The organism is Prochlorococcus sp. MIT 0801, from assembly GCF_000757865.1.
In the GTDB taxonomy this organism is placed as follows: Bacteria; Cyanobacteriota; Cyanobacteriia; order PCC-6307; family Cyanobiaceae; genus Prochlorococcus_B.
Window position 1 is genome coordinate 908,720 of sequence record NZ_CP007754.1, and the last position, 24,950, is coordinate 933,669.

The window sequence follows — 24,950 nt, forward strand, 5'->3', positions numbered from 1 at the left end:
TTAAAAATGTCCAGTTCTTTCATAGAATCACATATCTACAAAAGTATCAAAGCGCATGACTCTCAATCAGGATGCAAAAAAAGTTCTTTTGCGCAAAATCCCTCATGGATTATTTATATGTGCAGTAAGAGAGGGTGATGAAATAAATGGTTTTACAGCTAGTTGGGTAACACAAGGTTCATTTACACCTCCATTAGTTGTAATGGCAGTTCGTGCCGATGGATCGAGTCATGGAATTATTCAAAGAACAAAGATGTTTTCTTTAAATGTTTTGAGAGAAGATCAAAAGGACCTAGCAGCTGTGTTTTTTAAGCCTCAAAAAGGTTTGGGAGGAAGATTTGAAGCTTGTAAATTCACTTATGGAGAACTAGGCATGCCGTTAATCGAAGATGTCATAGGTGGCGTTGAATGTGAAGTCATTTCAGGAGTCGAGCATGGAGATCACACAGTTTTCGTCGCTGAAGTAAAAAGTGCAGTATTGAATAAAGATGGATCTGCCTTAAATTTAGCGAGCACAGGTTGGAATTATGGTGGTTAATTTATCGAGACAAGTTCGGTGGAACTAACACCGTTAATAAGGGACAAGTCAAGATTATCGGATTTTTTGAAGGATATACCTAATGATCCTGGATGTTATTTGATGAAAGATGGTGAGGATAGATTGCTTTATGTTGGTAAATCTAAAAAGTTAAGGAATAGAGTTAGAAGTTATTTTCGTTCAGGTAATGAATTAAGTCCTAGAATATCTTTAATGGTGAGACAAGTTGCAGATATTGAATTGATAGTTACTGATAATGAAAGTGAAGCATTAACATTAGAATCAAATTTAATTAAATCTCATCAACCATATTTCAATGTCTTACTAAAAGATGATAAAAAGTATCCCTATGTTTGTATTACTTGGGGTGATAAATATCCAAGAATTTTTTTAACAAGAAAGAGACGTCAACGACAATTAAAAGATAAATATTATGGTCCTTATGTAGATGTTTATTTACTTAGACAGACTCTGTTTACTATAAAAAAATTGTTTCCACTCAGGCAAAGAAGAATTCCACTTTATAAGGATAGAACATGCCTTAATTATTCAATCGGAAGATGCCCTGGTGTTTGCCAGGAAGAAATAAGTTCAGAAGATTACAAAAACACTTTAAAACGAGTTGAAATGATATTTCAAGGAAGAACGGATGAATTAAGAATATTATTAGAAAAACAAATGATTTCTTTTTCAGAGTCATTGAAATTTGAAGAGGCTGGATCAGTTAGAGATCAGCTTAAGGGTATAGATAGATTGTATGAATCTCAAAAGATGATCATTCCTGATTCATCTGTTTGTAGGGATATAATTGCAATGGCATCAGAAGAAAATATAAGCTCTGTACAAATTTTTCAAATGCGATCAGGTAAATTAATTGGTCGTTTAGGATATTTCTCAGATAATAGTAATTTTAATTCATCTCAAATACTTCAACAAGTAATAGAAAATCATTATTCAAATGTAGATCCTGTTGAAATCCCATCAGAAATATTAGTTCAACATCAACTTGTAAATAATATCTTAATATCAGATTGGCTTAGTGAAATAAAAAAGCAAAAAGTTAATATAAATGTTCCTAAAAGATCTAGAAAAGCAGAGATTATTAAACTCGTAGAAAAAAATGCTAATTTAGAATTACAAAGAATTAAACAATCTCATGATAAGAATTTAGTTGAACTTGATGATCTGGCTAATATCCTTGATTTAGAAAATATTCCAAAGAGAATTGAATGTTATGACATAAGCCATATCCAAGGAAGTGATGCTGTTGCATCACAAGTAGTATTTATTGATGGTATTGCGGCAAGGCAACACTATAGAAGATATAAAATTAAAAGCCCGAATATAAAAATTGGACACAGCGACGATTTCGAATCAATGGCTGAAGTGATAACTAGAAGATTTAGAAGATGGGCTCGTTTTAAAGAAGAAGGTGGAAATATTGATGCCCTACTAAGTAATGAAAGCAGTGTTCTTGACAATCAGAATTTAAATGACTGGCCAGATCTCGTTGTGATAGATGGAGGTAAAGGTCAATTAAGTTCTGTCGTAGCTGCTCTTGAGGACCTGAAACTTGATCAAAATTTAAATGTCATTTCTTTAGCAAAAAAAAAGGAGGAAGTTTTTATTCCGAAGGTTAAACAATCATTAGTTACCGAATCAAATCAACCAGGAATGCTTTTGCTAAGGAGACTGAGAGATGAAGCTCATAGATTTGCAATTACTTTTCATAGGCAAAAAAGGAGTCAACGGATGAAACGTTCTCAGTTAAATGAAATACCGGGTCTTGGACCTCAAAGAATAAAATTATTGCTTGAGCATTTCAGGTCAATTGAGGCAATACAAATGGCTACTTTTTCTGAACTTTCATCAACACCAGGCTTAGGCAGATCAACTGCTGTTGTTATTAGAAACTATTTTCATCCCGATAAAAATAAATAATCTAATTTTAAATTATTAACTATTGAGCGACATCTAATCTTTATTAGAGTAATGTATAGAGTGATATGAACTTACCCAACATTTGATTTAATATGAATTTTTCGCCAGAGACATATTTATGGTTTAAATCATTTCATATTATCGGCGTAGTTGTTTGGTTTGCAGGTTTATTTTATTTAGTTAGATTATTTATTTACCATGTTGAAGTACAAACTCAGAAAGAGGAAATTAGGGACGTTTTTAATAAGCAATATTCTTTAATGGAGAAAAGGTTAGCTAATATAATTACCACTCCAGGAATGGTATTGGCTGTTATAATGGCAACTGGTCTATTATATATGCAGCCTTCATATCTATCGCAAGCATGGATGCAAGTTAAATTATTATTTGTATTATTTCTACTTATATATCATTTTTATTGTTATAGAATTATGAATCAATTAAATAATAATCAGTTCAATTATAGTGGTCAGCAACTCCGAGCATTGAATGAGTTGCCAACACTACTTTTGGTAGTTGTTGTAATGCTTGTTGTATTTAAAAACCAATTCCCAACAAGTGCTGCAAGTTGGTTGATCTTTGGGCTAATACTTTTTATGGCTGCAAGTATACAATTTTATGCCAAATGGCGCAGGAACAAGAAACAACTTACTTAGTTAATATGACTAATAAGGATTTTCTTTGTTTAAAAAATATAATCAAATCTGTTACTAAAGATAGTTGTCCAAATTCTATTAATTTTCATATGCATTCAACTTATAGTGATGGAAGTTTGTCTCCTATAGAAATCTATAATCAAGCCTTAGAACTAAATATTGATCATTATGCAATTACAGATCATCATTCAGTTGATGCATATCTTGAATTAGTTAAAATTATTGAATCTGATTATCTTGATAGTTCAATTTTTCCAAAACTTTGGACTGGTATAGAAATTACCTGCTTATTAAAAGGATGTTTAGTACATGTTTTAGGGCTTGGATTTGATCCTAGCTCTAAACACTTATTACCTTATGTTGAACATAGATCTGCTATTGGTAATGAATTACTAGCATCAAATGTAGTTGATTCGATACACAATGCGAATGGAATTGCTGTTTTAGCTCATCCTGCAAGATATAAGCTTCCATTTGATATTTTAATTAATGAAGCATCAAAGCTTAATTTTGATGCTGTTGAAACTTGGTATAACTACGAAAGAGCACCTATTTGGATCCCGTCAGAGTTTATTTGCGATAAAATATTTGATTGTGCAAATTCTTATTCATTGTTATCAACATGTGGAACAGATACTCATGGATTATCTCTTTTAAGGCGCTGATTTATTATTTCTTCTATTGGAATTAAATTTTTCAATTTTACTGTCTATATCAGATAAAATAGATTTAATAGATGCTATTTCTTCATTAGATACATCTGTCCAAAGCTTTCGATTTGATGCTTCTAGTAGTCTTTCAGCGATATCTCTTAATGCCCATGGATTGTTATCAATAATAAATTTTCTTGTCTTTTCATCTACCAACCAATTACTTGCAATTGACTCATAACACCAATTAGGAACAAGGTTAGTTGTTGCATCAAAAGAGAATAAATAGTCAAGGCTTGCTGACATCTCGAAAGCTCCTTTATAGCCATGTTGTTTCATTCCCTCAAGCCATTTTGGATTTAATAACCTACTCCTAACAACCTTATCTATTTCTTTTGAAAGTTTATGTATTCTTGGTCGTTGATATCTAGAATTATCTGCAAAATAAGCTTGTGGATTGTTACCACTAGTTTTCTTTACTGCAGAGATTAAGCCACCCTGAAATTGATAGTAATCATCTGAATCGAGTATGTCGTGCTCTCTATTATCTTGACTATGAAGTACTACTTTTACTTTTGATAAATTATATTCCAACCCTTTTTTGTCTTTAACAATATTGTTTGAACCTTCATATCGCCATTTACTCCATTCTATAAATGCATTAGCCAGTTCAGATTGATGATCCCATGAGCCATTATTGATAATTTCTTGCAAACCTGCTCCATATGATCCAGGTGCTGATCCATATATTCTTGAGTCGGTTTTTCCATTTCTATAAGACTCAGCAAGGGGATTAATTGCATTGGGCTCATTTAAATTCCCAATAAGGTTTTGTCCTCTTCGTATTAATTCAATGATTTGGGGGAATGCATCCCTAAATAAACCAGATATTCTTAATGTGACGTCGACTCTGGGCCTATTTAAAACACTCATGGGAATGACTTCAACGTCCACAACTCTTCTTAAAGTTCCATCCCATATAGGCATTAGACCCATAAGTGCAAATAGTTGACAAATATCTTCTCCTCCATTTCTCATGGTTGAAGTTCCCCATATTGAAATAGCGAGATGTAAAAGGTGCTCTCCATTTTCTTGTAGGTAAAGATCAACTAATTTTTCAGCACTTCTTTTCCCCAGGTCCCATGCTGTTTCTGTTGGAATAGCTCTAATATCAACAGAAAAGAAATTTTTACCTGTCGGTAAGACCTCTAATTTTCCTCTTGTTGGGGCACCAGAAGGGCCGCTAGCAATTCTCTTCCCTTCCAACGCTCTAAGTAAATTAGTCTTTTCGTTTTTGGAACTTTTTAATAATCTAGGTAAAATATTAGTTATTAAATGATTTATAAATATATTTGGGTTTTCAATATCTAAATATTTTAGTAGTTTACTATCAAGGTCGATTTTATTTTTGGCAGTGGTTTCGAGATTAAGTATATGTATACAATGAAACTCAATTATATACATTCCAATTTCATTAAACCAGTCAATTAGCTGCCCTACTTTTCTTGCATTAATAGAGGTATATTCTTTAAATAAATTAATATCTCTTTGCGTTAAGTCTAAACTTTCTTCGTCTCTCCAGGGGTCAATGGTAAAACCTAAATCTTCAGCTAAATATTGTGATAAACCAGCAATGTTCCCTGTAGGCACATTTGATATAGCCAACGTTAATTCTATTAGTTTATCCATACTTTGATTCACACCAAAGATATGAAGTCCAGTCCTTATTTGGGATTGTTTTATTTCACATAAATAACTTTCTGCAGTATCTATTATCTCTTGTATATGAATTCTTTTGATATCATCTTTAATTATATATGGGTCAATACTTGGCCATGAATTTTTAATTAATAAGTCTATAATCTTTTTTTCTAATAACTCATTTCTATTATCATTAATAAGTTTAGATTCATAATATTCATCAATTAAGTTCTCAATTTCTATTAACTCATTATAACTACCAGCGTGAGAAAGTGGCGGTGTTAAATGATCAATAATTATCGCGTGTGTCCTTCTTTTTGCTTGTGACCCTTCTCCAGGGTCATTTACGATAAATGGGTATATGTTTGGAACTGGTGGGCAAATAATAAATGGGAAACAATTACTACTTAAACCAACACCTTTACCAGGTAACCATTCAACGCTACCGTGCTTTCCTAGATGTATAATTGCATTTGCCTTAAATGAATGCGATAACCAAAAATATTGCGCAATATATTTATGTGTGGGTGGTAGATCTGGTGAGTGCAAATCTGACAAATTATCTTGTTCAAAGCCTCTATTTGCTTGAACTAATACAGTTATATTTCCTAGAGTAAATCCATTGATCGGGAACCCGCCTTCTTCTAATTGTTTTGAACAATTTGGTTCTCCCCATCGTTTAATCACCTTTTCCTTCGCATTAGCTTCAATTTTTTTCCACTGGTATAAATAATCAACAAGGCTTAAATATGATTGGGGTTCGTTAGATATGGTTTCATCAGAATTTGTCCTATAAGTAATTAACTTGTTAATTAGCTCTTTACTACTTCTTGGCAAGGGGTTATCTCCTAAATAATATCCTTCATCTTTTAACCATCTCAAAACGTACAAAAGGGTTTCTGGTGTATCTAAACCAACTCCATTTGCAATCCTTGAATCCTTAACAGGATAATTAGCTATTACAATAGCAATTTTTTTATTGAAGTTGCTTGTTTTTCTAAGATAAACAAGATTTTTTATGTAATTAATACACCATTCAATATGTTTGTCATAAGGTTCTGTTTTATATACAGATATAGATAATTCATTATCTGTATAGCTAAGATTTTTAAATGCAATTGGAACTGTACAAATTCGACCATCTACTTCTGGCAGAACAACTTGAATTGATAAGTCAATTGGATTTAAACCTACTGTTGATTTTTTCCATTCATTAACCGTCGAACTGGATATAAGTAGTTGATAGACAGGAACGTCTAATGTCTCCCATAGGCTATTTTTTATATTATCATTCTCATATTCAACTGATGAGAATGAAGTAGTAGTAATGATCGCTTCAATTTTTTCATTATCCAATAAATTTATTATTTCTTTCTGAATATCTTTTGACTTAAAACTAGTAATCCATACGATTTTGGGATTTATCTGATGTCTTTTTGAAATTTCAACTATTGATTCTGCTAATTCTGTGTTGCCTGATTGCAATAATGATTTGTAGAGAAATATAGCAATCTTAGGGTAATCATTATCTATCCATTTCCATTTGACTAAATCATCATGATATTCAATTAAATCTCTTTCAAGTTTAATTTCTTCTAAACTTATTATGTTATCTAAAACCTTTAAAAAGTAATTATAGTTTTTTAAACCGCCTTCATTTAATAGAAGTTGAATAAAATCAACTTGATCTTCTTTTATACTACTAATATCTTTAAGATCATTTGCTGTACTCTCTATGCCAGAGACTACTATTAATTGTCTATTAGGTTTCTCTAATTGCCATAAACTTAGTTGTTCAAATCCATATGACCAATATGATCTTGATCCTAAAAACCTAACAACAACGATTTCTGCTGTATTACATGTATTGGATATATAATGGTCGATTGATGCATTTGATGATAAATAGGCTATTGGTAAAGCCCTGATTTTATTTCTCCACTTTTTATTTTTAGGTTGCTTTAATACAGAGGATAAACAAGTTATGTCGGATGTAGCACTAGTTAGGAAGATAACTGGTGCATTAGGTTGTTCAATAAATGTAATTTCTTCTTGAGGATCATTCCCAGGAAGGCTGGCAATTCTATGCATTCATTTATTATGTGTAATTAATGCAGTAAAACTAAAAATGCTGATTTTTTTTCATCCTAGCTCGAGCTTAAATGCATAGTTTTCTTCCCTTCGCTTGGTTTGAGGGTCAATGTATTCCATTCAATGATGCAAAGCTATCAATAGCTACTCACGCCCTTCATTATGGAACTGCAGCTTTTGGTGGGATGCGTGCTATCCCTGACCCGAATAATAGTAAATCATTTTTATTATTTAGGGCAGATAAACATGCAAAAAGATTATGCCAAAGCGCTAAATTTTTGATGACTGAATTAGATGAGGATTTTGTATTAAACTCTCTAGAAACGTTTCTAGTCAAAAATAAACCTACTCAACCTGTATATATAAGACCATTTGTCTATACTAGTGATTTAGGAATTGCACCAAGATTACATAATATCGAAACTAATTTCTTTATTTACGGAATAGAATTAGGGGATTATCTTTCACCAGATGGTGTTACATGTCGCGTCAGTAGCTGGACCCGTCAGCAAGACAATTCACTTCCTCTGCGTGGGAAAATTAGTGGAGCATACATAACAAGCTCATTAGCTAAAACGGAAGCAGTAAAAAGTGGATTTGATGAGGCACTATTACTTAACAGTCAAGGTAAAGTTAGTGAGGCTAGTGGAATGAACATCTTTATAGTTCGGAATGGTGATCTCATAACACCTGGTGTAGATCAAGATATTCTTGAAGGTATTACTCGTGCAAGTGTTTTAGAACTTGCTAAGAGTAATGGAATAAATGTTATTGAAAGACCTGTAGATAAAACAGAGTTATTTATATCGGATGAGGTTTTCTTAACAGGCACAGCTGCAAAGATAACTCCGATTAAAATGATTGAAACAACATTAATGAGTAAAGAAATGCCAACAATGAATTTACTCAGAGATAAATTAACTAAAATTACAGAAGGTTTAGTACCTGAATATGAGAATTGGGTTAAACGTGTGAATATAGATTAAAATCTTAATGTATAATTTATTTAGATTTATGTTTTTCATTTTTATAAGTAAAGTATATATTATATGACTCGCTTTTTAGACTATCTAAACTCAGAGAAAAGACCAATAATAGTCTTTGATGGTGCAACAGGCACCTCTTTACAAGATCAACAACTAACTGCAGATGATTATGGTGGTGCTTCTTTAGAAGGTTGTAATGAAAATCTTGTTTTAACCTCTGTCTCTAGTGTTGAGCAAGTACATCAGTCATTCTTAGAGGCCGGTTGTGATGTAATAGAAACAAATACATTTGGCGCAACTTCTATTGTTCTTGATGAGTATGGAATTGGAAACAAAGCTTATGAGATCAATTTCAAAGCCGCACAAATAGCAAGGAGTATTGCAAATAAATATCAAACAGCTGAAAAGCCAAGATTTGTTGCTGGTTCAATTGGTCCAACAACAAAGCTCCCAACCCTTGGTCATATCAGTTTTGATGAATTAAAAAAATCTTATCTTGAACAAGCTAAAGCACTGATTGAGGGTGGAATTGATCTTTTTCTTATTGAAACTTGCCAAGATGTTTTACAAATAAAGGCAGCTCTGCAGAGCGTAAATGAAGCAATAGGTGATGGAATTAAAATCCCAGTAATGGTATCTGTAACCATGGAAACTACAGGTCAGATGCTTATTGGTAGCGATATTTCTTCCATAACAACAATTTTAGAGCCTTTTAATATTGATATTTTGGGCCTTAATTGTGCTACTGGCCCAGAAGAAATGAAAGATCATATTAAATACTTATCTGAGCATTCACCCTTTCACATAAGTTGTATTCCAAATGCTGGACTTCCTGAAAATGTAGGTGGTAAGGCTCATTATCGATTAACCCCAATGGAACTTAAGTTCCAACTTAGTCATTTTATTAATGATTTAGGCGTTCAATTAATTGGTGGTTGTTGTGGGACTAGGCCAGAACACATAAAACAACTTTCAGATTTATCGCTTGAGCTTTTATCATCAGATCGTAGATTGATTAACCTATCAAAGGAAAGATCTATAATTCCAGCTGCATCTTCAATTTATGAGTCAATTCCATATGAACAAGACAACTCATTTTTGATAGTTGGCGAAAGATTAAATGCAAGTGGTTCAAAAAAGGTAAGAGAACTTTTGAATATTGAGGACTGGGATGGTCTGGTTGGAATAGCAAAATCACAACTTAAAGAAAATGCGCATGTACTTGATGTAAATGTTGATTTTGTTGGAAGAAATGGCATAGAAGATATGTCGAACTTGGTTAAAAGATTAGTTAATAATATCAATTTACCTTTGATGCTTGATTCAACGGATTATGAAAAAATGGAGAGTGGTTTAAAACATGCTGGCGGAAAATGTATTTTAAATTCCACTAACTACGAAGATGGACAAGATAGATTTCATAAGGTGATTGATCTAGCTAAAGAACATGGTTCAGCAGTTGTGATTGGTACAATTGATGAAGATGGAATGGCTAGATCTGCAGAAAAAAAAGCTGAAATAGCAACTAGGGCTTTTAAGGATGCTACAAATTCTGGGTTGAAACCCTATGAAATTTTTTATGATCCTTTAGCTTTGCCAATATCAACAGGACTTGAGGAAGATAGAAAGAATGGTTTGGAAACGATTAAAGCTATTAAGTTAATTAAAGATCGACATCCACAAGTACATTTAATCCTAGGCATTTCAAATGTAAGTTTTGGCCTATCATCGAGTGCGAGAGTTGTCCTTAATTCTATCTTTCTAAATGAAGCAATTAAGGCTGGATTAGATTCGGCAATTGTTTCACCATCCAAGATATTACCTTTAAATAAAATTAGTGAAGAAGAGATAAAAATATGTTTGGATCTTATTTATGACAAGAGAATCATAGATAATAGTGTATGCACTTATGACCCCCTAACGACCCTAACTTCCTATTTTGATGACTCGAAAAAACTTCTAAATAATAGCTCAATTGATGAGGATATTAATTTACCTATAGAAGATAAGTTGAAGAATCATATTATTGATGGAGAAAAAACAAATCTACATGTAAATCTTGATTTAGCATTAAATAAATATAAGCCTTTGATAATAATTAATGAATATTTACTAGATGGAATGAAAGTTGTTGGGGAATTATTTGGATCAGGTCAAATGCAATTACCTTTTGTACTTCAATCTGCAGAAACAATGAAATATGCAGTTTCATATTTAGAAGATTTTATGGATAAATCTGAGGTAAATCAATCAAAGGGTAAATTTATTATAGCTACGGTCAAAGGCGATGTTCACGATATAGGAAAAAATTTAGTAGATATTATTTTGTCGAATAATGGGTATGATGTTATTAATTTAGGAATCAAACAAGATGTCAATGCAATTATAAACGCACAAAAAGAACATCATGCCGATTGCATTGCAATGAGCGGTCTACTTGTAAAATCGACTGCCTTTATGAAAGATAATCTTAAAGCATTAAATGAGGAAGATATTGATGTACCTATCATTTTAGGTGGGGCTGCATTAACCCCTAAATTTGTTAACCAAGATTGCGCAAGTGTTTACAAGGGCAAGGTTATTTATGGGAGAGATGCCTTCACTGATTTGAAATTTATGGACGCATATATGAAAGCTAAATTAGCTAATAACTGGGATAACAAAACTGGTTTTTCCGAAGGAGCTCCTGAGGGGATAACTATTGGAACTTATAAAAGTTCTAATTCAGATCCAAAAGTAATAAAAGAGGGTTTAGAGGTAAAAAAAGTTATCGACAATTCCAGATCAAAAGATATATCTTCAGTAAAATCCATTAAACCTCCATTTTTAGGCTCCAAGGTCTTATTAGAAAAAGATATTGACTTATCTATTGTTTATAAATTTTTAGACCGCAATGCATTATTTGCTGGACAATGGCAAATGAAAAGATCCAAAGATATGTCGGCTTCAGATTATAAGGAATTTCTCAAGCAAAAGGCTGAGCCAAAATTAGATTATTGGATGAATAAAATCATAAATGATAATCTTATCTCACCATCATTGGTTTATGGATATTTTCCATGTGGGAGAGAAGGGAATTTCTTAAATGTATTTGATACTGATCATAAATCTCTTTTAGGAAATTTTCTATTACCAAGACAAAGATCTGGAAAGAGATATTGCATCGCAGATTTTTATAATGATTTAGTAGATAATCTTCCTTCTGATTATCTACCTATGCAGGCAGTTACAATGGGAGATACTGCTAGTGATTACTCCCATAAATTATTTAGCCAAGACTCTTATTCTGATTATCTATTTTTCCATGGTTTAACTGTACAGTTAGCTGAAGCATTAGCAGAATATATACACTCTATTATTAGAATAGAGTGTGGTTTTGAATCTGAAGAACCAGATAATATAAAAGATATATTGGATGTAAAATATAGAGGCTGCAGATACTCTTTTGGTTACCCAGCTTGCCCAGAAGTATCAGATTCTAGAAAGCAATTAGATTGGCTAGATGCAGATAAAATTAATATATCTATGGATGAAAGTGAACAACTTCATCCAGAACAAAGTACTACAGCTATTGTTGCTTTACATCCAGTAGCTAAATACTTTGGTATTTAATTTTTGATTTAATTGTTTTAACTTTTATTTGATTTAAATATTATTTTCATCCATCGCCTCTAATACTTCTATCTGAAATTCTGCCATTGATTCTGAGTCAGTTAAATCAATTCCTTCTCCAGCAGCATTTTGAGTTAACTCTTGAAAATGAAATGCTCCTTCACCAGTGGCTAAAAATTCCATAGCAGATGTTTCGCCGCTCTCTCGAAAAGCGTCACAAAGAGCCAAAAATGCTCCGTCTTCAGAAAAGTCCCAATCCATCGAGGACACATTACTGAAAGAGGTTTTAACTCCTTCCCCCCTGCTTCCGTCAACCTAAACTGATAAGAATTTTAAACTTTTTTGCAAAATGATAACTTTGGAACCGTTTATATTCACTTCAGATCTATTCCAGCACAACCGTTTCACGATAATCGCTGAACATAAAATAAATTTTCAGAATTAATTCAATTTTTGTTGCTTGCCAACAAATGAATTTTTTGGCAATAACAATTTTTTCTGGAATTCTTAAAGCCAGACCCAAGACGCTAAACAGTCTGAGTGACCCTTTAGAACGGCTCTAGAGCGTCCAGGCAAATATGGCTAGCATTTAGTGCCTTTCACTTGTTTGATGCGTGTCTCAGTTAAAAATTAAGAAAGATAAAACTTCTTAAGCTAATTTCATTGCAAACAATTATCTTTATTTTTAATTAGATAATAAGTATTGATTTGAACTTTAAGGTTATAAAATATGTAATAATTGTATTATTGATTAAGGTCTATTGAAGGTGAAGAGCGAATTAATATGGTCGAAAGCTCTTGAAACCAGCAGAAAAGCTATTGAATGTGCAGCTGTTATTCCATTAGAAACTTATAAATATAAATCTATTAAAAGAATTTTTGACTATGAATTGAGGTTTCTAAAAAGAACCTTTCCAAAAAATTTAGTTGACTATGGTCCAAAGGAAAATCCCTTTATTCCTTGGGATAGAAGACTTGAAGTTCAGGCAGTAAATGATAATTACACTTTAATTTTGAATAAATATCCTGTACAACTGGGGCATTTATTATTAATTACTAATTATTGGAAACCACAAAATAGTTGGCTAAATATCGGCGATTTTGAAGCAATTTCTAAAGTTGATAATGATACAACAGGATTATGGTTTTTCAATAGCAGTAAGGAAGCAGGAGCTAGCCAGCCTCATCGTCATTTTCAATTATTACGTAGGCATACTTATGAAAATATTTGTCCTAGATATGATTGGTTTTGTTCTTTACTAAATAATAGTGAAGATTTTAACTCTGATATCAAACAAAGTATTTCAATTAAACCAAGAATGAGTAAATCTGAAATAGATGCTAATGACTTGTTTAATTCATATAAGTCAATGATTATTGAAATGGATTTAGGTGATATAAATAATGATGATAAACCAATAAAGCCATATAATCTTCTTATCACAAAAAGATGGATTTCACTTATTGTAAGATCGAAGGATAGGTCTCATGGTTTCAACATAAATGCACTGGGATTTGCAGGATATTTTCTTGGAACAAAAAGATCAGATATTGATATGTTGATTAAATTTGGTCCAGAATCTATTTTAAAACATGTAATTTAAACTATTAAGAATATTTTTTAACTTTCTACAGTAGACATATTTGATTCAATTTGCTCCTCTAGCTTAGAAATAGAAGCTGATATTGCAGCAAGTTTCCGCTCATAAGATTCTTTAATTGATATTAACAGATGTAATTTTTTAGTCTGAATGAACTTTTTTCTTTGACTCCATTCTTGATTTGAATTACAAAAGTCCATCTTAGTTAAATTAATTTAACTCACAATAGACAATGATTATAACGAATGTGTATCTAATGGGATTATTTAAATATGATCAAAGATTTTATTTTTTTTTAATATTGATTCTTTTTTATATATATTCAAACGTATAGGTGTGTTGAGACTCAAAACCCTATTAATATAGATTTAGTTTATGTCTTGATGTGGCAGAAGCAGAAACTGAAGAGAAGAAGGTAAAAAGAATTTCAATTGACTTGCCAATTGAGTTAATAGAAGGTGTAGATCGTCTTCGTAAAGAGTGGGGACTAAGGGCCAGAGGACTTGTCTTTGCGAGGCTATTAGAAGTTATTTTAGCAAACGACTTAGAGGATGATTTAACAAACAATCAACAACTAGAGCTTAACCAAAGTATTAAGACTGACTTGGTAACAAACAATTATGATGAAGTAGACAATAAGACTGAGGAAAAGGCAATTGTTATAGTTGGTGATAAGAATATTGAAATAAAGAATGTCTCAGTACTAGAAAATGATTTAGAAAATAACAGTATCAATAAAAAAAATCAGATAACATCTGGCATTGAACTCCCTGGGTTTATAAGGAAACAAGCTACTAATTTAAAGAGAAGTTTAAGCAAGGACAAGACTATAAAAAATATGGAGGACACATCAATTACAACTATTGATATAAACGATTTATTAGAGGCTAAAGATGATGCAGTAAAACATTGGATCTACCTTTACGGACAAAAACCGACAGACAATGTTCTTGAGGCATCCATGATTTGGCTAGCAAGGGATATATGGCCTAACGTCGATGGTACGGAAAACATTCCTTTCACATGGAATGCTGCATGCAAAATGTTGAATTCATATTGCAAGGATTGGCATAATGAAAATCTGACTTTTGATCAAGTAATCATATTAGCTGGAGCATTAGAAGATCCATTCTCTACTAGAAACCTAAAAAGCAGAATTCCTACTCTCATTCGAAGATTTGTAAATAAATTTAAACGAAGCAACAATGTAACTTCTTTTCAAACACTTGAATCAACCATGACCGTCCATGGAGCACTTAAATTATTAGGTTTACCTACAAAGGCGGGCTCTTCATTAACACTTTCTTTCATCAGGGAATCATATAAAAACAAAGCATTATCTAACCATCCAGACGCTGGGGGCTCAAATGAATCAATGAGGAAGCTAAATGAAGCATATCAGCTTTTAAAAGATTTATACAAAAATTGACGTCCAACATGTCTCATGTAAGTCTTGTAATGAGTCTTATCACGCGTCTTGAATGAGCCAGCTAAGATAATACTTTTTCCATTTTTGAGCGAATGCAATCTTTGTATGAAAATTGTGAGAAATTAGATTTTTTTTACTTGTTTTTATCGGCGAACTTGTTCAAGCTAATGACTATTACACTGCAAGCAACAAATTAAAATCCTAATTTAACCGTTCTTTTCACCCATTAGCCAACTAAATAATTCTAATAAAATATCAACATTCAAGATTAACGTCCAATTGCTGTCCATTCTAATAAATTAAGTTTAGAACCCCTCCTGCAACTTGGTTTTGAAGTCTGCTTAACTGTTTTATAGACAGTTATGCACACATATCGATCAAAACATATCTTGGATTATCAACTCCTATACGTATTCCATGGATTTCCTGATTATAAGCTTTCTCATTGGTCTAAAATAAGTCCCATTGTTAGTCCTGTATTGCGTCGCATTAAGGATCTTGGAGACTATTTTTAAGATGTTTTTGCAATAGAAATATAAAATTTTAAATATGAGTGATTTTTCATCAATGAATATTTATAAGCAATAAACAAGACATCTATCTGCAAATAATGTTTATTCTCTAAATATATTTTTCTTGAAAACAGTTGTCTCGTAAATCTTGTATTAGACTGCTTAATAGACTAACTAAGAGACAAAACTGATACTTCTGAGACTAACTTCTTAGTTCCGCTTTTATTTTTTCTTTAAGAGCATTTCTTATCTTTTCGTGTATTGGATTAATGTCTTCCTCTACTAATGTTTTTTTAACATCTCTGTATCTGATTCGAAAAGCTTGGCTAATCGCATCCTCGGGCATTGAAGAGCCCTCGTAACGGTCTATTAATTCTACTTTCTCTAATAATGGCCTTCCAGTTTTTTTAATTAGACTCATGATTTCTAAAGAGCTATATTTTTTTGAATGTATGAGGGCAATATCTCTTTCCATATAAGGAACAGTGGGGTAATCCTTGTAAATTCTTGTCCAATTTGTTTTCCTTGTCGCAGCTTTTATCAATGAATCAAAATCAAGGTTAAATAAATAAGTTTCCTTAATTAGATCAAATTTCTCAGACTGCGAAGGATGAATTTGACCAAAGAATCCGATACTTTTGCCTTCAACAAATAATTCAGACGTTCGGCCTGGATGCATGAAATCTTTATCAGTAAGCTGCTTATCAATAGTCTCAACTCCAAGAACATCAAGAGATTGCTTAAGTTTGCCTCTTGCTTCAAAATAATCTAACGATAGTTGTTTTGATGCTCTACCCCACTTACTAAGTCGTTTACTACCAGTCAATGCACCTGATAACAAATTAGTTTCAACAAAAGATTCTTTGTCTTTTTTGTATGTCTTTGCTATTTCAAAGATCCAACAACCTTCAGCTCCAAAAGATACGTTTCTCTGGAGTATTTTAAGATGTTCATCCCATACATTTGTTCTTAATCTACTTGTCTCTGATAGTAATGGATTTTTAATTAATACAGCATTGTCATCAGTATTTTCTGGACCAACAAGTGAAGAAGTAACTACCTCTTGAAAACCATTATGGATGAAAGAATTTCGTAAACGTCTTTCGACTAATTTAGTGGGTGAAAGGACTCCTGGCTCAAGAGGATCTGGCATATTTGAATCAAAATTATCATATCCAATTAGCCTCGCTATCTCCTCTATTAAATCAATTTCTCTTGTTAAATCAGATGATCTATAAGGAGGGACTTGAACATTCCAACCGGAATCATTTGATGTAAGTATGAGACCTAGTTTTGATAAGAGTGTCTCAATCTCATCTTCATTAAGATATCGAAGTTTAGTAGAATTAATATTTACAATATTACTATCTGAGCTACTTAATTTACCTAAGACCTTATTGATTTTATCCATTCTTAGATTTACACTAATACTTTTTTTCTTGAAATCAGTATTAACATAAGAAGATATATTGTCCCCCCCTAACTGAACAGAAATTAGTTCACTAGCTCTTTTAGAAACAGCAGTAGTCATGTTTGACGATATTCCTTTTTCGTACCTACTACTTGCATCTGTCCTAAGGCCTATTTCTCTACTACTATTTCTAATTGAAGTAGGGGTAAATACAGCAGCTTCTAACCAAATCCTTGTTGTTTTATCACTTACAGAACTATTATTTCCACCTATAACTCCTGCTATTGCTATTGGAATATCGTCGCAGGTAATCAACTTTATCGTTGGATTTATCTTATATTCCTTTTTATCAAGTGCGACAAATAATTCACCTTCCTTACCATTTCTAATACCAAAATCATTTGGTATAACCTTTCTACCAATTATATTATCTAATAGATCTGCATCAAAAGCATGTAAAGGTTGTCCCTGTTCAAGCATTAGATAATTTGTAATGTCTACAACAGGATTTATACAATTTTGTTTTAATGAACTTAATTTATTAAAAATATTTTTATTTGTGTTTCCAGTATTGTCAATACTGTCTATATACGTAATTGAGTATATACAGTCTACTCCAATCGTTTCTTTATCACTTATGTTCGGTTCAAATATATTAAAGTCTTCATTGTAATTTAAAGTTGGTAATGTTAATTTTGAATTTGTTATTGTAGATATTTCTCGTGCTATACCTACCATTGACATACCATCAGGTCTATTAGCAGTAATAGCTAATTCAATGATGGTGTCATTCAAACAAAGGTAATCAACAGCATTTGTACCAATTGGTGGGATATTTGCTTCATTTTCTTCAAGAATTTCAATACCTTCATTACTACTTTCAATACCTAATTCTTCCAGCGAACAAATCATTCCCTCGCTTTCAACGCCACGTAAATTAGATAATTTTATTTTTAGTGACTTTGAAGATAAATAAGCTCCAACCTTCGCCACTAGGACGTGAAATCCAGCTTTTACATTTGGTGCACCACAAACAATGCTCAACTTTTTGGGTAAACCAACATCTACAGAACAAACTTTTAGCTTTTCGGCATTTGGATGCGGTGAGATTTCCTCAACAAAACCTATAACAACATTCTGTGCTTGTTCTGATAAGTCTTCTATTGATTCAACCTCAAAGCCAGTCATTGACAGCTTTTCAGAAAGCTCGTCAATATCATTGTTAAATTCGACAAGATCTTTTAGCCAAGAAACAGATACCTTCATGATTTGTTCTCACACGAGTTATACATAGGTGCTCAAATGAATTTATAAAAAAGGGTGCATAGCCTAGTAGAATTGTACTTTGTTCCCTAGACTCACCAAAGTTGAGCTAAGTTCATATGGCGAAAAAAGGTACCAGAATTGTGGTCACTTTAGAATGTACTGAGTCTAGAACTGTACCTAGCTCAGAAAAACGTTCTGCAGGAGTATCTAGATACACCACAGAAAAAAATCGTAGAAACACTACTGAGAGACTTGAACTAAAAAAATTCTGTCCTGAATTAAATAAGATGACAATTCATAGAGAAATCAAATAATTATTCCTCTCCACACTTTTTTAAAATGACTAATTCTGTATTTAAACAAAAGCTTTCTCCAATAAAGCCAGGCGATCCTATTGACTATAAGGACGTAGAATTATTAAAGAAGTTTATTACTGATAGAGGTAAAATTTTACCTAGAAGACTTACAGGATTAACAGCTAAGCAACAAAGAGACTTAACAACAGCTGTTAAAAGAGCAAGAATAATTGCCTTACTCCCCTTTGTTAATCCAGAAGGATAGTTATATATTTTTAATATTCTATTAAAAATATAATGGGCACAAAAATAATAGAAGATGAAATAAAAGATTTAATATTCAGATCTAAGACAAGTAATAATTTAAATTCTGCAGTTAAAGATCTTACCCATCTTAAAACATATACAATAGATGATTCTAAAACGGTAGAAATAGATGATGCAATTTCACTAGAAAAAGTATCTGGTCAGGAAAAGTTATGGATTCATATCGCAGCCCCTGCTTCCTATATTGAATATCAATCAGGTATAGATATAAAAGCAAGAAAACTTGTCTCAACTGTTTATTTATCTACCAAAACTTCTTACATGCTTCCAGAAGCTTTAATAAATAATATATTCAGCCTAAGTGATAAAGAAAAGAGAGAATCATTAAGCTTAGGTGTTGTCTTTAATGATGACGGTAGTATTTCTTCTACTGAAATTGTTCAGAGTTTGATTCAAGTAGATTACCGTTTAGATTTTACAGAAGCTGATGAACTAATAGACTATGCGCCAAAAGAAGAGGAGGATTTAAGTGTAATATCAAGCATTTTAGAAATTAGAAAGAGTTGGAGGAAGAAGCTTGGTTCAATTGAAATATTAGAATCTTATGGAAAAATAGTTGTTGAAGATAAGATTCCCAACATAAAAATAATTGATCCAACTTTATCAAGACAACTAATAAGTGAGGCTATGATCTTGTACGGAGATATTATTTCAAATTTTACTAAGCTAAATAAAATACCTGTTCCATATAGGGTTCAAGAACGCGCACATAAAGTAAGTAAAGATAATATTCAACTTTCTGATAATAAAATTTTATATAATTTTTTACTTAAGAAAACTATGGGTAAAACTTATTATTCTATAAATCCAATGCAACACGATAGTTTAGCATTAACATCTTATTTACATGCTACATCTCCCATTAGAAGATATGCTGACTTGTTAGTTCACTATCAATTAAATAGATTTCTTAATAATAAAGTTCTCATATCTAAGGATGATGTTCAACAGATTATTCAGGAGATTAATAATCAAGGAAGACAAAATATCATGAGATTTAGAGAAGATCAAAAATATTGGCTAGGTAAATGGTTCGAAAATAACACGTTTAATGAATATAGTGTGTTATTGCTTAATTGGGTAAATAGGTATAAAAATATTTGTCTTCTATACTTTGTCGATTATAATTTTTCTACAATATCCAATTTGCATTCAAAATTAAATATAAATATCGGAGACAATTTTAATGTTAAAAAAACTACCCATGATAACAATGATATGAATTATTTTGAGATAATTCAATGATTAATATAAACTATAATCATTGAAGTGCAAAAGCCTTAAAAATATAATATAATAATCAGAATATGTAATGAATATGAAATACACAATTACAACACCACTATATTATGTTAACGATAAGCCTCATCTAGGTAGTTCATATACAACAATCGCTTGTGATGCGATAGCTCGTTTTGAAAGACTAAAGGGAAATACTGTCCTTTTTCTTACTGGTGTTGACGAACATGGTCAGAAAATAGAGCGTACGGCAGAAAGCAAAAACCTTGAACCTCAACTACATTGCGATGAAATCACAGAAAAGTATAAGTATTTATGGGACAAACTAAATATTAGTTACGATCGTTTCGTTAGAACAACTTCTATTGAACATACATCCTTGGTCCATCAATTTTATTCCAAAGTACTGAAATCTAATGATGTATACATGGGTAGGCAAAGTGGTTGGTATTGTGTTGGATGTGAGGAATATAAGGATGTTGAGGATAAAGATAAAAGTCCAATCTGCTCAATCCATAAAAAGGAATTAGAGTGGAGAGATGAAGAGAATTTATTTTTTAAATTATCAAAATATCAAGATCAAATTGAAAAATTAATTCATGTCGATGGTTTCATATCTCCGAAAAGTAGAAAAAATGAAATTATAAATTTTGTCTCCAAGGGCTTAAGAGATTTCTCAATTTCAAGAGTAAACTTAAAATGGGGAATAAATGTTCCCGGAAATATGGATCATACATTTTATGTATGGTTTGACGCATTACTTGGTTATGTTAGTGGATCTCTTAATGATCAATACTCACCGGAACTAACCGAAAAATCGTTATGTAATTGGCCTGCAAACATACATGTTATTGGTAAGGATATCCTCAGATTCCACGCTGTTTATTGGCCTGCAATGCTTCTGTCCGCAGGTATGAAAACACCACGAAGTGTTTTTGGTCATGGGTTCTTAACTCGAGAAGGGCAGAAAATGGGTAAATCACTAGGTAACGTACTTGACCCCATTGAACTTCTGGAATATGGCGGGATCGATGCAATGAGATGGTATCTTCTAAGAGATATTGAATTTGGAGAAGATGGTGATTTTCAAATGAGAAGATTTGTTGATATCGTTAATAGTGATTTATGTAATACTATTGGTAATTTATTAAATAGAACAATAACAATGTCGAAAAAATGGTTTAGAGAAAATATCCCAATAGATAATACTTTATCATCTAATTCTACACTTAAAGTTCAATCAGAGAAAAAGATAATCGAATATATGGAGTCATTTAAGGATAGTAATTTTAAAAGCTCAGCTAATGCAATAATTGATTTAGCCAATAGTGCAAATCTTTATTTAAATGATCGAGCACCATGGAAACTAATTAAGGATATTTCTAATAAAAATGTTGTAGCTCTTGATATTTATTCTGTTCTCGAATCATGCCGGATTATTGGAATATTACTTAATCCGATTGTACCAAATTTAAGTAATAGAATATTAAAACAACTTAATATTGATACTTCAAATATAAATTTTAAAGATTCACTTCAATGGGGTTTATTAGATCCTAATAATGGATTACAGGATCCAACTCCTGTAATGGATAAGATTGAATTTAATGAGGAGGCTATATAGTGAAATCTTTCAATATCTATTTACTATTTATACTCACTATATTTCCACTATTAGGATGTCAGAAATCTAATAAATCAACTGCACAGGTTGATAACAAAAGCTATATTAATGATTTTGAACTACTTCAAGAAAATCCAAACAAAGAAACTAGTGTAAAAATTACTAGTCCAAAAGCCATAATTGATCCAACCATTAACGATATAGAAATATACGAAAGTTCAATTGAAATAATGAATGAAAATGGAATAGACTTTCAAGTTGAATCTGGCAATGCAACCCTAAATAATTTATCAAATAATATTAGAGTTTTTAATAATGTAAACATATCGTTCCTTAAAGATTCAGATTACAATATTAGCACTAATTCATTTAATTGGGATTTAAATACTTCAGTTATAGATATAAACAATCCACTTGATATAAATTTTGAAAATACCAAGATAAATGCATCTAAAGGATTTTATAATATCGACTCCAACCTACTTCAAATAGATAATACTAGATTTAATAGAAAAATAAATAATTCTGAAGGTGTAGAGGAATATCAAGTAGAAATAAAATCTGACTTTGCTAAATGGTTCAAGAATGATAATAAATTAGTATTCACATCGAATGAGAAACAGGTTGAAACAACGATTAAATTTCTACTTACTAAGTAGAACGTATAACTTATCAGACCATCCTGAAATCCATTTCTCATCTGAATTTGTAAATGATCTCTTTGACCAGCCTCCAACTATAGTTAGGCCCCTATTAGAGAGAGGATAAACGATCACTGCAGGTAAATCAGTTAAAACGTCATCAAATTCTTCTCTCCCTGGAAATAACTCTGTATTTACTAACGAAATAAGTCTTTTTTGATCAATAGCTCTATTACATATTTCTCCAGGTTTAAATTTATTATTTGATATTAAGCCTCTTCTAAGTATAACTCTATTATCCCAATATATTAATATTGTACTTGCCGCTGTTGCAGTTAGTATTTGCTTGCTTCCCCATGCTAATTCATTTCTTTGATCTTCTGATAATTCATTGCAAAGTTCAAAACCTTCTTTTCCATTCAACTTTGCTTTTGAAGGTTGTTTAGGATTAATTTCGGTCCAGAGATAACCTATAGTTATTAATGCTATAGAAGAAATTCCAGATATAGTCTCTGCTCTTACTAGGCTTGGATTTACTTGATTAGTAGTAGCAATGTTTATAATTGATAAAATTAATAGAAAAGCTCCAAATATAATAACTAAGCTTGAAATTTTATACATTTATAAGTTCTAAAAAATTAAAAACTAAATATATTGAATATCTATTATACATTTCGATGTCAACTTTAATTTTTGCCTATATCGATATAATATAAAAAAATACTATTAATAGATAATCCAATTGCTCAACATATGATTACACCATTAGGAAAAAACTATAAAGGACTTATATCAATTACAGGACCGACAAGAAGTGGAAAAAGTCAATTGGCAGAATTTTTAATCAAGAAACAACAATCCGTCACTTATATAGCAACATCAAAACCAAGACCAAATGATCCAGATTGGCAAAAAAGGATTGATCTCCACAGGAAGAGAAGACCTGATCGATGGAAGTTAATTGAGCATCCTAAGGACATCTGCAAAGCAATTGAATCGATCAGTGGAAATGAATCTATATTAATAGATTCAATAGGTGGCTTAGTAGAGCATCACCTAGGAGATGACGATGATCAATGGGAAATATTCCAAGATAAATTACTTAATTGTTTTACAGATGATAATTTGCTAATTGTTGTTGTTTCAGAGGAGGTTGGTTGGGGAATTGTTCCTGCCACACCAATAGGACATTTATTTCGTGAACGTCATAGCACGCTAACCTCATTGCTTAGTTGTCGTTCAAAAAAAAAGTTGCTTGCTATCAATGGCATTGCAATTGATTTAGATCAAATTGGCGAGCTCATCCCATGAATTCATCAAATCGTCCAAGACCTCGTGTCGCATTATTTGAACCAAGAATTCCACAGAATACTGGAACAATTGGTAGGTCATGTTTAGCCTTTAATATGTCATTAGATATTATTAAGCCAACTGGATTTAGCTTCGAAGATAAATATTTAAAAAGAGCAGGTTTAGATTATTGGCCACACGTTGATGTACATTTATATGAATCGTTTGAACAATATAAAAATTCATTTAAAAACTCAAGAATTATAGCTCTTACAAAAAAAAGTAATAATTTAATTTCAAATATTATTTATAAAGATACAGATATACTTTTATTTGGACGAGAGGATACAGGTTTGCCCGAAAGTGTAATTAATAAGTGTGAAATTGTCGCAGGAATACCTATGCCAGGAGGTGAGAATCAATTAAAGACAGGAGGAGTTAGAAGTTTGAATTTATCCGTTGCCAGTGGGATCGTTTGTTATTCTGCATGTTTACAATTAAACTTATTAAGCAAGTAGAAAGTCATTATCCAAGATAATTACAATATAAAACGCCATCATTTATTACATTATCATCATCAACCTCTAACCATTCTTTGTATTCATCATACAGAGCTTCCCTGTTTTCACCATTCAAATTATTCAGTCGTTTAAGTGATGCGTTTAGCATTACTTCTACTGCGTTTAAAGCTCCAGATTGCCTAGCAGACATAGAATAAATGAAGATTTATATAAAAACTTAGATCATGTAATACTATTTTTCAGTTTCATTTATTACAGAATTCAGAATTTGACTAGTTTACGTAAAAAAAATTCAAAATAATTGAATAAATTTTGATTAATGTATGTGTATACATATAATGAGATTGATTTCATAGTTGTTTTTAACTTATACGGGATTTACTAATTAACAGATGATAGTAGAGATAATAAGATAAAAATAACTGATTAGTTCAGATGTCAAACACAAACATTCTAGGAAGTTGTGAAGTCACAATTAACTCTGCACTTAAGAGAATTTCTAAACTAGAAGGCAAAGACAAAAAAGCTCTAGAAAGTGAGTTTAAAGAATGGATAAATGCAATTGAAAGTATTGAAAAGAACTATGATGTTCTTTATATAAATAAGATCATTTGATCA

The 24,950-nt window shown here is 31.7% G+C and carries 21 protein-coding genes; 16 read left to right on the plus strand and 5 right to left on the minus strand.

From position 1 onward, the window contains the following. Nucleotides 1-55: 55 nt before the first annotated feature. From EW15_RS04740 to EW15_RS04755, 4 genes are all read left to right on the plus strand, one after another. Entirely contained in the window at nucleotides 56-538 is a 483-nt protein-coding gene (locus EW15_RS04740) for a flavin reductase family protein (RefSeq protein ID WP_011293861.1), read from the plus strand. Between the two features lie 18 nt (nucleotides 539-556). Beyond that, a complete protein-coding gene (gene uvrC / locus EW15_RS04745; RefSeq protein ID WP_038652587.1) occupies nucleotides 557-2,479 on the plus strand; it encodes an excinuclease ABC subunit UvrC in 1,923 nt (640 codons plus the stop codon). A gap of 92 nt (nucleotides 2,480-2,571) precedes the next feature. Next, on the plus strand, nucleotides 2,572-3,135 hold the full coding sequence (gene hemJ, locus EW15_RS04750; protein WP_038652592.1) for a protoporphyrinogen oxidase HemJ: 564 nt from the start codon (nucleotides 2,572-2,574) through the stop codon (nucleotides 3,133-3,135). After that, the gene (locus EW15_RS04755) at nucleotides 3,105-3,800 is read left to right on the plus strand and encodes a PHP domain-containing protein (RefSeq protein ID WP_156095738.1); all 696 of its coding nucleotides are present in this window, start codon (nucleotides 3,105-3,107) and stop codon (nucleotides 3,798-3,800) included. Before hemJ ends, EW15_RS04755 begins: the two co-directional genes overlap by 31 nt. Here EW15_RS04755 and cobN read toward each other — a convergent pair. Continuing rightward, entirely contained in the window at nucleotides 3,789-7,577 is a 3,789-nt protein-coding gene (cobN, locus tag EW15_RS04760) for a cobaltochelatase subunit CobN (RefSeq protein WP_038652595.1), read from the minus strand. The two genes, EW15_RS04755 and cobN, sit on opposite strands and share 12 nt — an antisense overlap. Nucleotides 7,578-7,648: 71 nt before the next feature. Between cobN and EW15_RS04765 the strand changes: the two genes are divergently transcribed. Both EW15_RS04765 and metH read left to right on the plus strand, forming a co-directional pair. Further along, nucleotides 7,649-8,563, plus strand: coding sequence for a branched-chain amino acid transaminase (locus EW15_RS04765; protein ID WP_038652597.1), 915 nt, complete (start codon nucleotides 7,649-7,651; stop codon nucleotides 8,561-8,563). 63 nt (nucleotides 8,564-8,626) lie between these two features. Then, nucleotides 8,627-12,175, plus strand: coding sequence for a methionine synthase (gene metH / locus EW15_RS04770; protein WP_038652600.1), 3,549 nt, complete (start codon nucleotides 8,627-8,629; stop codon nucleotides 12,173-12,175). Nucleotides 12,176-12,208: 33 nt separating this feature from the next. On the opposite strand, the gene EW15_RS04775 is transcribed toward metH, so the two are convergent. Next, nucleotides 12,209-12,436: a hypothetical protein gene (locus EW15_RS04775; RefSeq protein WP_038652603.1), complete on the minus strand. Its 228-nt coding sequence runs from the start codon at nucleotides 12,434-12,436 to the stop codon at nucleotides 12,209-12,211. Nucleotides 12,437-12,942: 506 nt separating this feature from the next. On the opposite strand from EW15_RS04775, the gene EW15_RS04780 reads away from it, so the two are divergent. Both EW15_RS04780 and EW15_RS04790 read left to right on the plus strand, forming a co-directional pair. Beyond that, nucleotides 12,943-13,779, plus strand: coding sequence for a DUF4922 domain-containing protein (locus EW15_RS04780; protein WP_038652607.1), 837 nt, complete (start codon nucleotides 12,943-12,945; stop codon nucleotides 13,777-13,779). A gap of 382 nt (nucleotides 13,780-14,161) precedes the next feature. Continuing rightward, nucleotides 14,162-15,205 carry a molecular chaperone DnaJ gene (locus EW15_RS04790; RefSeq protein WP_038652613.1) on the plus strand — a complete coding sequence of 348 codons (1,044 nt, stop codon included), beginning with the start codon at nucleotides 14,162-14,164 and terminating at the stop codon, nucleotides 15,203-15,205. Nucleotides 15,206-15,919: 714 nt separating this feature from the next. On the opposite strand, the gene pheT is transcribed toward EW15_RS04790, so the two are convergent. Then, a complete protein-coding gene (pheT, locus tag EW15_RS04795; protein WP_038652616.1) occupies nucleotides 15,920-18,394 on the minus strand; it encodes a phenylalanine--tRNA ligase subunit beta in 2,475 nt (824 codons plus the stop codon). A 116-nt stretch (nucleotides 18,395-18,510) separates the two neighbouring features. On the opposite strand from pheT, the gene rpmG reads away from it, so the two are divergent. The 5 genes from rpmG to lptC all read left to right on the plus strand — a co-directional run bounded on the left by rpmG (nucleotide 18,511) and on the right by lptC (nucleotide 22,539). Then, nucleotides 18,511-18,708 carry a 50S ribosomal protein L33 gene (gene rpmG / locus EW15_RS04800; RefSeq protein ID WP_038652619.1) on the plus strand — a complete coding sequence of 66 codons (198 nt, stop codon included), beginning with the start codon at nucleotides 18,511-18,513 and terminating at the stop codon, nucleotides 18,706-18,708. 25 nt (nucleotides 18,709-18,733) lie between these two features. Next, the gene (gene rpsR, locus EW15_RS04805) at nucleotides 18,734-18,955 is read left to right on the plus strand and encodes a 30S ribosomal protein S18 (protein ID WP_038652622.1); all 222 of its coding nucleotides are present in this window, start codon (nucleotides 18,734-18,736) and stop codon (nucleotides 18,953-18,955) included. A gap of 32 nt (nucleotides 18,956-18,987) precedes the next feature. Further along, nucleotides 18,988-20,262 (plus strand): ribonuclease catalytic domain-containing protein, encoded by a 1,275-nt coding sequence (locus EW15_RS04810; protein WP_038652625.1) that lies wholly within the window; start codon nucleotides 18,988-18,990, stop codon nucleotides 20,260-20,262. A 73-nt stretch (nucleotides 20,263-20,335) separates the two neighbouring features. Continuing rightward, the gene (metG, locus tag EW15_RS04815) at nucleotides 20,336-21,880 is read left to right on the plus strand and encodes a methionine--tRNA ligase (protein WP_038652629.1); all 1,545 of its coding nucleotides are present in this window, start codon (nucleotides 20,336-20,338) and stop codon (nucleotides 21,878-21,880) included. After that, a complete protein-coding gene (gene lptC / locus EW15_RS04820) occupies nucleotides 21,880-22,539 on the plus strand; it encodes an LPS export ABC transporter periplasmic protein LptC (protein WP_038652632.1) in 660 nt (219 codons plus the stop codon). The genes metG and lptC overlap by 1 nt, the downstream gene beginning before the upstream one ends. On the opposite strand, the gene EW15_RS04825 is transcribed toward lptC, so the two are convergent. After that, nucleotides 22,525-23,142, minus strand: a complete 618-nt coding sequence (locus EW15_RS04825; protein WP_038652635.1) for a cofactor assembly of complex C subunit B — start codon at nucleotides 23,140-23,142, stop codon at nucleotides 22,525-22,527. The two genes, lptC and EW15_RS04825, sit on opposite strands and share 15 nt — an antisense overlap. A gap of 132 nt (nucleotides 23,143-23,274) precedes the next feature. Here EW15_RS04825 and EW15_RS04830 point away from each other — a divergent pair, with 132 nt between their 5' ends. Both EW15_RS04830 and EW15_RS04835 read left to right on the plus strand, forming a co-directional pair. Beyond that, complete coding sequence (locus EW15_RS04830; protein ID WP_038652638.1) at nucleotides 23,275-23,832, plus strand: bifunctional adenosylcobinamide kinase/adenosylcobinamide-phosphate guanylyltransferase; 558 nt, start codon at nucleotides 23,275-23,277, stop codon at nucleotides 23,830-23,832. Beyond that, nucleotides 23,829-24,329 (plus strand): tRNA (cytidine(34)-2'-O)-methyltransferase, encoded by a 501-nt coding sequence (locus tag EW15_RS04835; protein ID WP_038652640.1) that lies wholly within the window; start codon nucleotides 23,829-23,831, stop codon nucleotides 24,327-24,329. Before EW15_RS04830 ends, EW15_RS04835 begins: the two co-directional genes overlap by 4 nt. 7 nt (nucleotides 24,330-24,336) lie before the next feature. Here EW15_RS04835 and EW15_RS04840 read toward each other — a convergent pair whose 3' ends face one another. Then, entirely contained in the window at nucleotides 24,337-24,522 is a 186-nt protein-coding gene (locus tag EW15_RS04840; protein WP_011295182.1) for a hypothetical protein, read from the minus strand. A 245-nt stretch (nucleotides 24,523-24,767) separates the two neighbouring features. Here EW15_RS04840 and EW15_RS04845 point away from each other — a divergent pair, with 245 nt between their 5' ends. Further along, complete coding sequence (locus EW15_RS04845) at nucleotides 24,768-24,947, plus strand: hypothetical protein (protein WP_038652644.1); 180 nt, start codon at nucleotides 24,768-24,770, stop codon at nucleotides 24,945-24,947. The last annotated feature ends 3 nt before the right edge of the window (nucleotides 24,948-24,950 follow it).

Bases quoted from the DNA above. Each gene is read 5' to 3' on its own strand.
- EW15_RS04740 (WP_011293861.1), top strand. From the start codon at position 56: ATGACTCTCAATCAGGATGCAAAAAAAGTTCTTTTGCGCAAAATCCCT.
- hemJ (WP_038652592.1), top strand. From the start codon at position 2,572: ATGAATTTTTCGCCAGAGACATATTTATGGTTTAAATCATTTCATATT.
- EW15_RS04755 (WP_156095738.1), top strand. From the start codon at position 3,105: ATGGCGCAGGAACAAGAAACAACTTACTTAGTTAATATGACTAATAAG.
- cobN (WP_038652595.1), bottom strand. From the start codon at position 7,577: ATGCATAGAATTGCCAGCCTTCCTGGGAATGATCCTCAAGAAGAAATT.
- EW15_RS04765 (WP_038652597.1), top strand. From the start codon at position 7,649: ATGCATAGTTTTCTTCCCTTCGCTTGGTTTGAGGGTCAATGTATTCCA.
- metH (WP_038652600.1), top strand. From the start codon at position 8,627: ATGACTCGCTTTTTAGACTATCTAAACTCAGAGAAAAGACCAATAATA.
- EW15_RS04775 (WP_038652603.1), bottom strand. From the start codon at position 12,436: ATGGATTGGGACTTTTCTGAAGACGGAGCATTTTTGGCTCTTTGTGAC.
- pheT (WP_038652616.1), bottom strand. From the start codon at position 18,394: ATGAAGGTATCTGTTTCTTGGCTAAAAGATCTTGTCGAATTTAACAAT.
- rpmG (WP_038652619.1), top strand. From the start codon at position 18,511: ATGGCGAAAAAAGGTACCAGAATTGTGGTCACTTTAGAATGTACTGAG.
- rpsR (WP_038652622.1), top strand. From the start codon at position 18,734: ATGACTAATTCTGTATTTAAACAAAAGCTTTCTCCAATAAAGCCAGGC.
- EW15_RS04810 (WP_038652625.1), top strand. From the start codon at position 18,988: ATGGGCACAAAAATAATAGAAGATGAAATAAAAGATTTAATATTCAGA.
- metG (WP_038652629.1), top strand. From the start codon at position 20,336: ATGAAATACACAATTACAACACCACTATATTATGTTAACGATAAGCCT.
- EW15_RS04825 (WP_038652635.1), bottom strand. From the start codon at position 23,142: ATGTATAAAATTTCAAGCTTAGTTATTATATTTGGAGCTTTTCTATTA.
- EW15_RS04830 (WP_038652638.1), top strand. From the start codon at position 23,275: ATGATTACACCATTAGGAAAAAACTATAAAGGACTTATATCAATTACA.
- EW15_RS04835 (WP_038652640.1), top strand. From the start codon at position 23,829: ATGAATTCATCAAATCGTCCAAGACCTCGTGTCGCATTATTTGAACCA.
- EW15_RS04840 (WP_011295182.1), bottom strand. From the start codon at position 24,522: ATGTCTGCTAGGCAATCTGGAGCTTTAAACGCAGTAGAAGTAATGCTA.
- EW15_RS04845 (WP_038652644.1), top strand. From the start codon at position 24,768: ATGTCAAACACAAACATTCTAGGAAGTTGTGAAGTCACAATTAACTCT.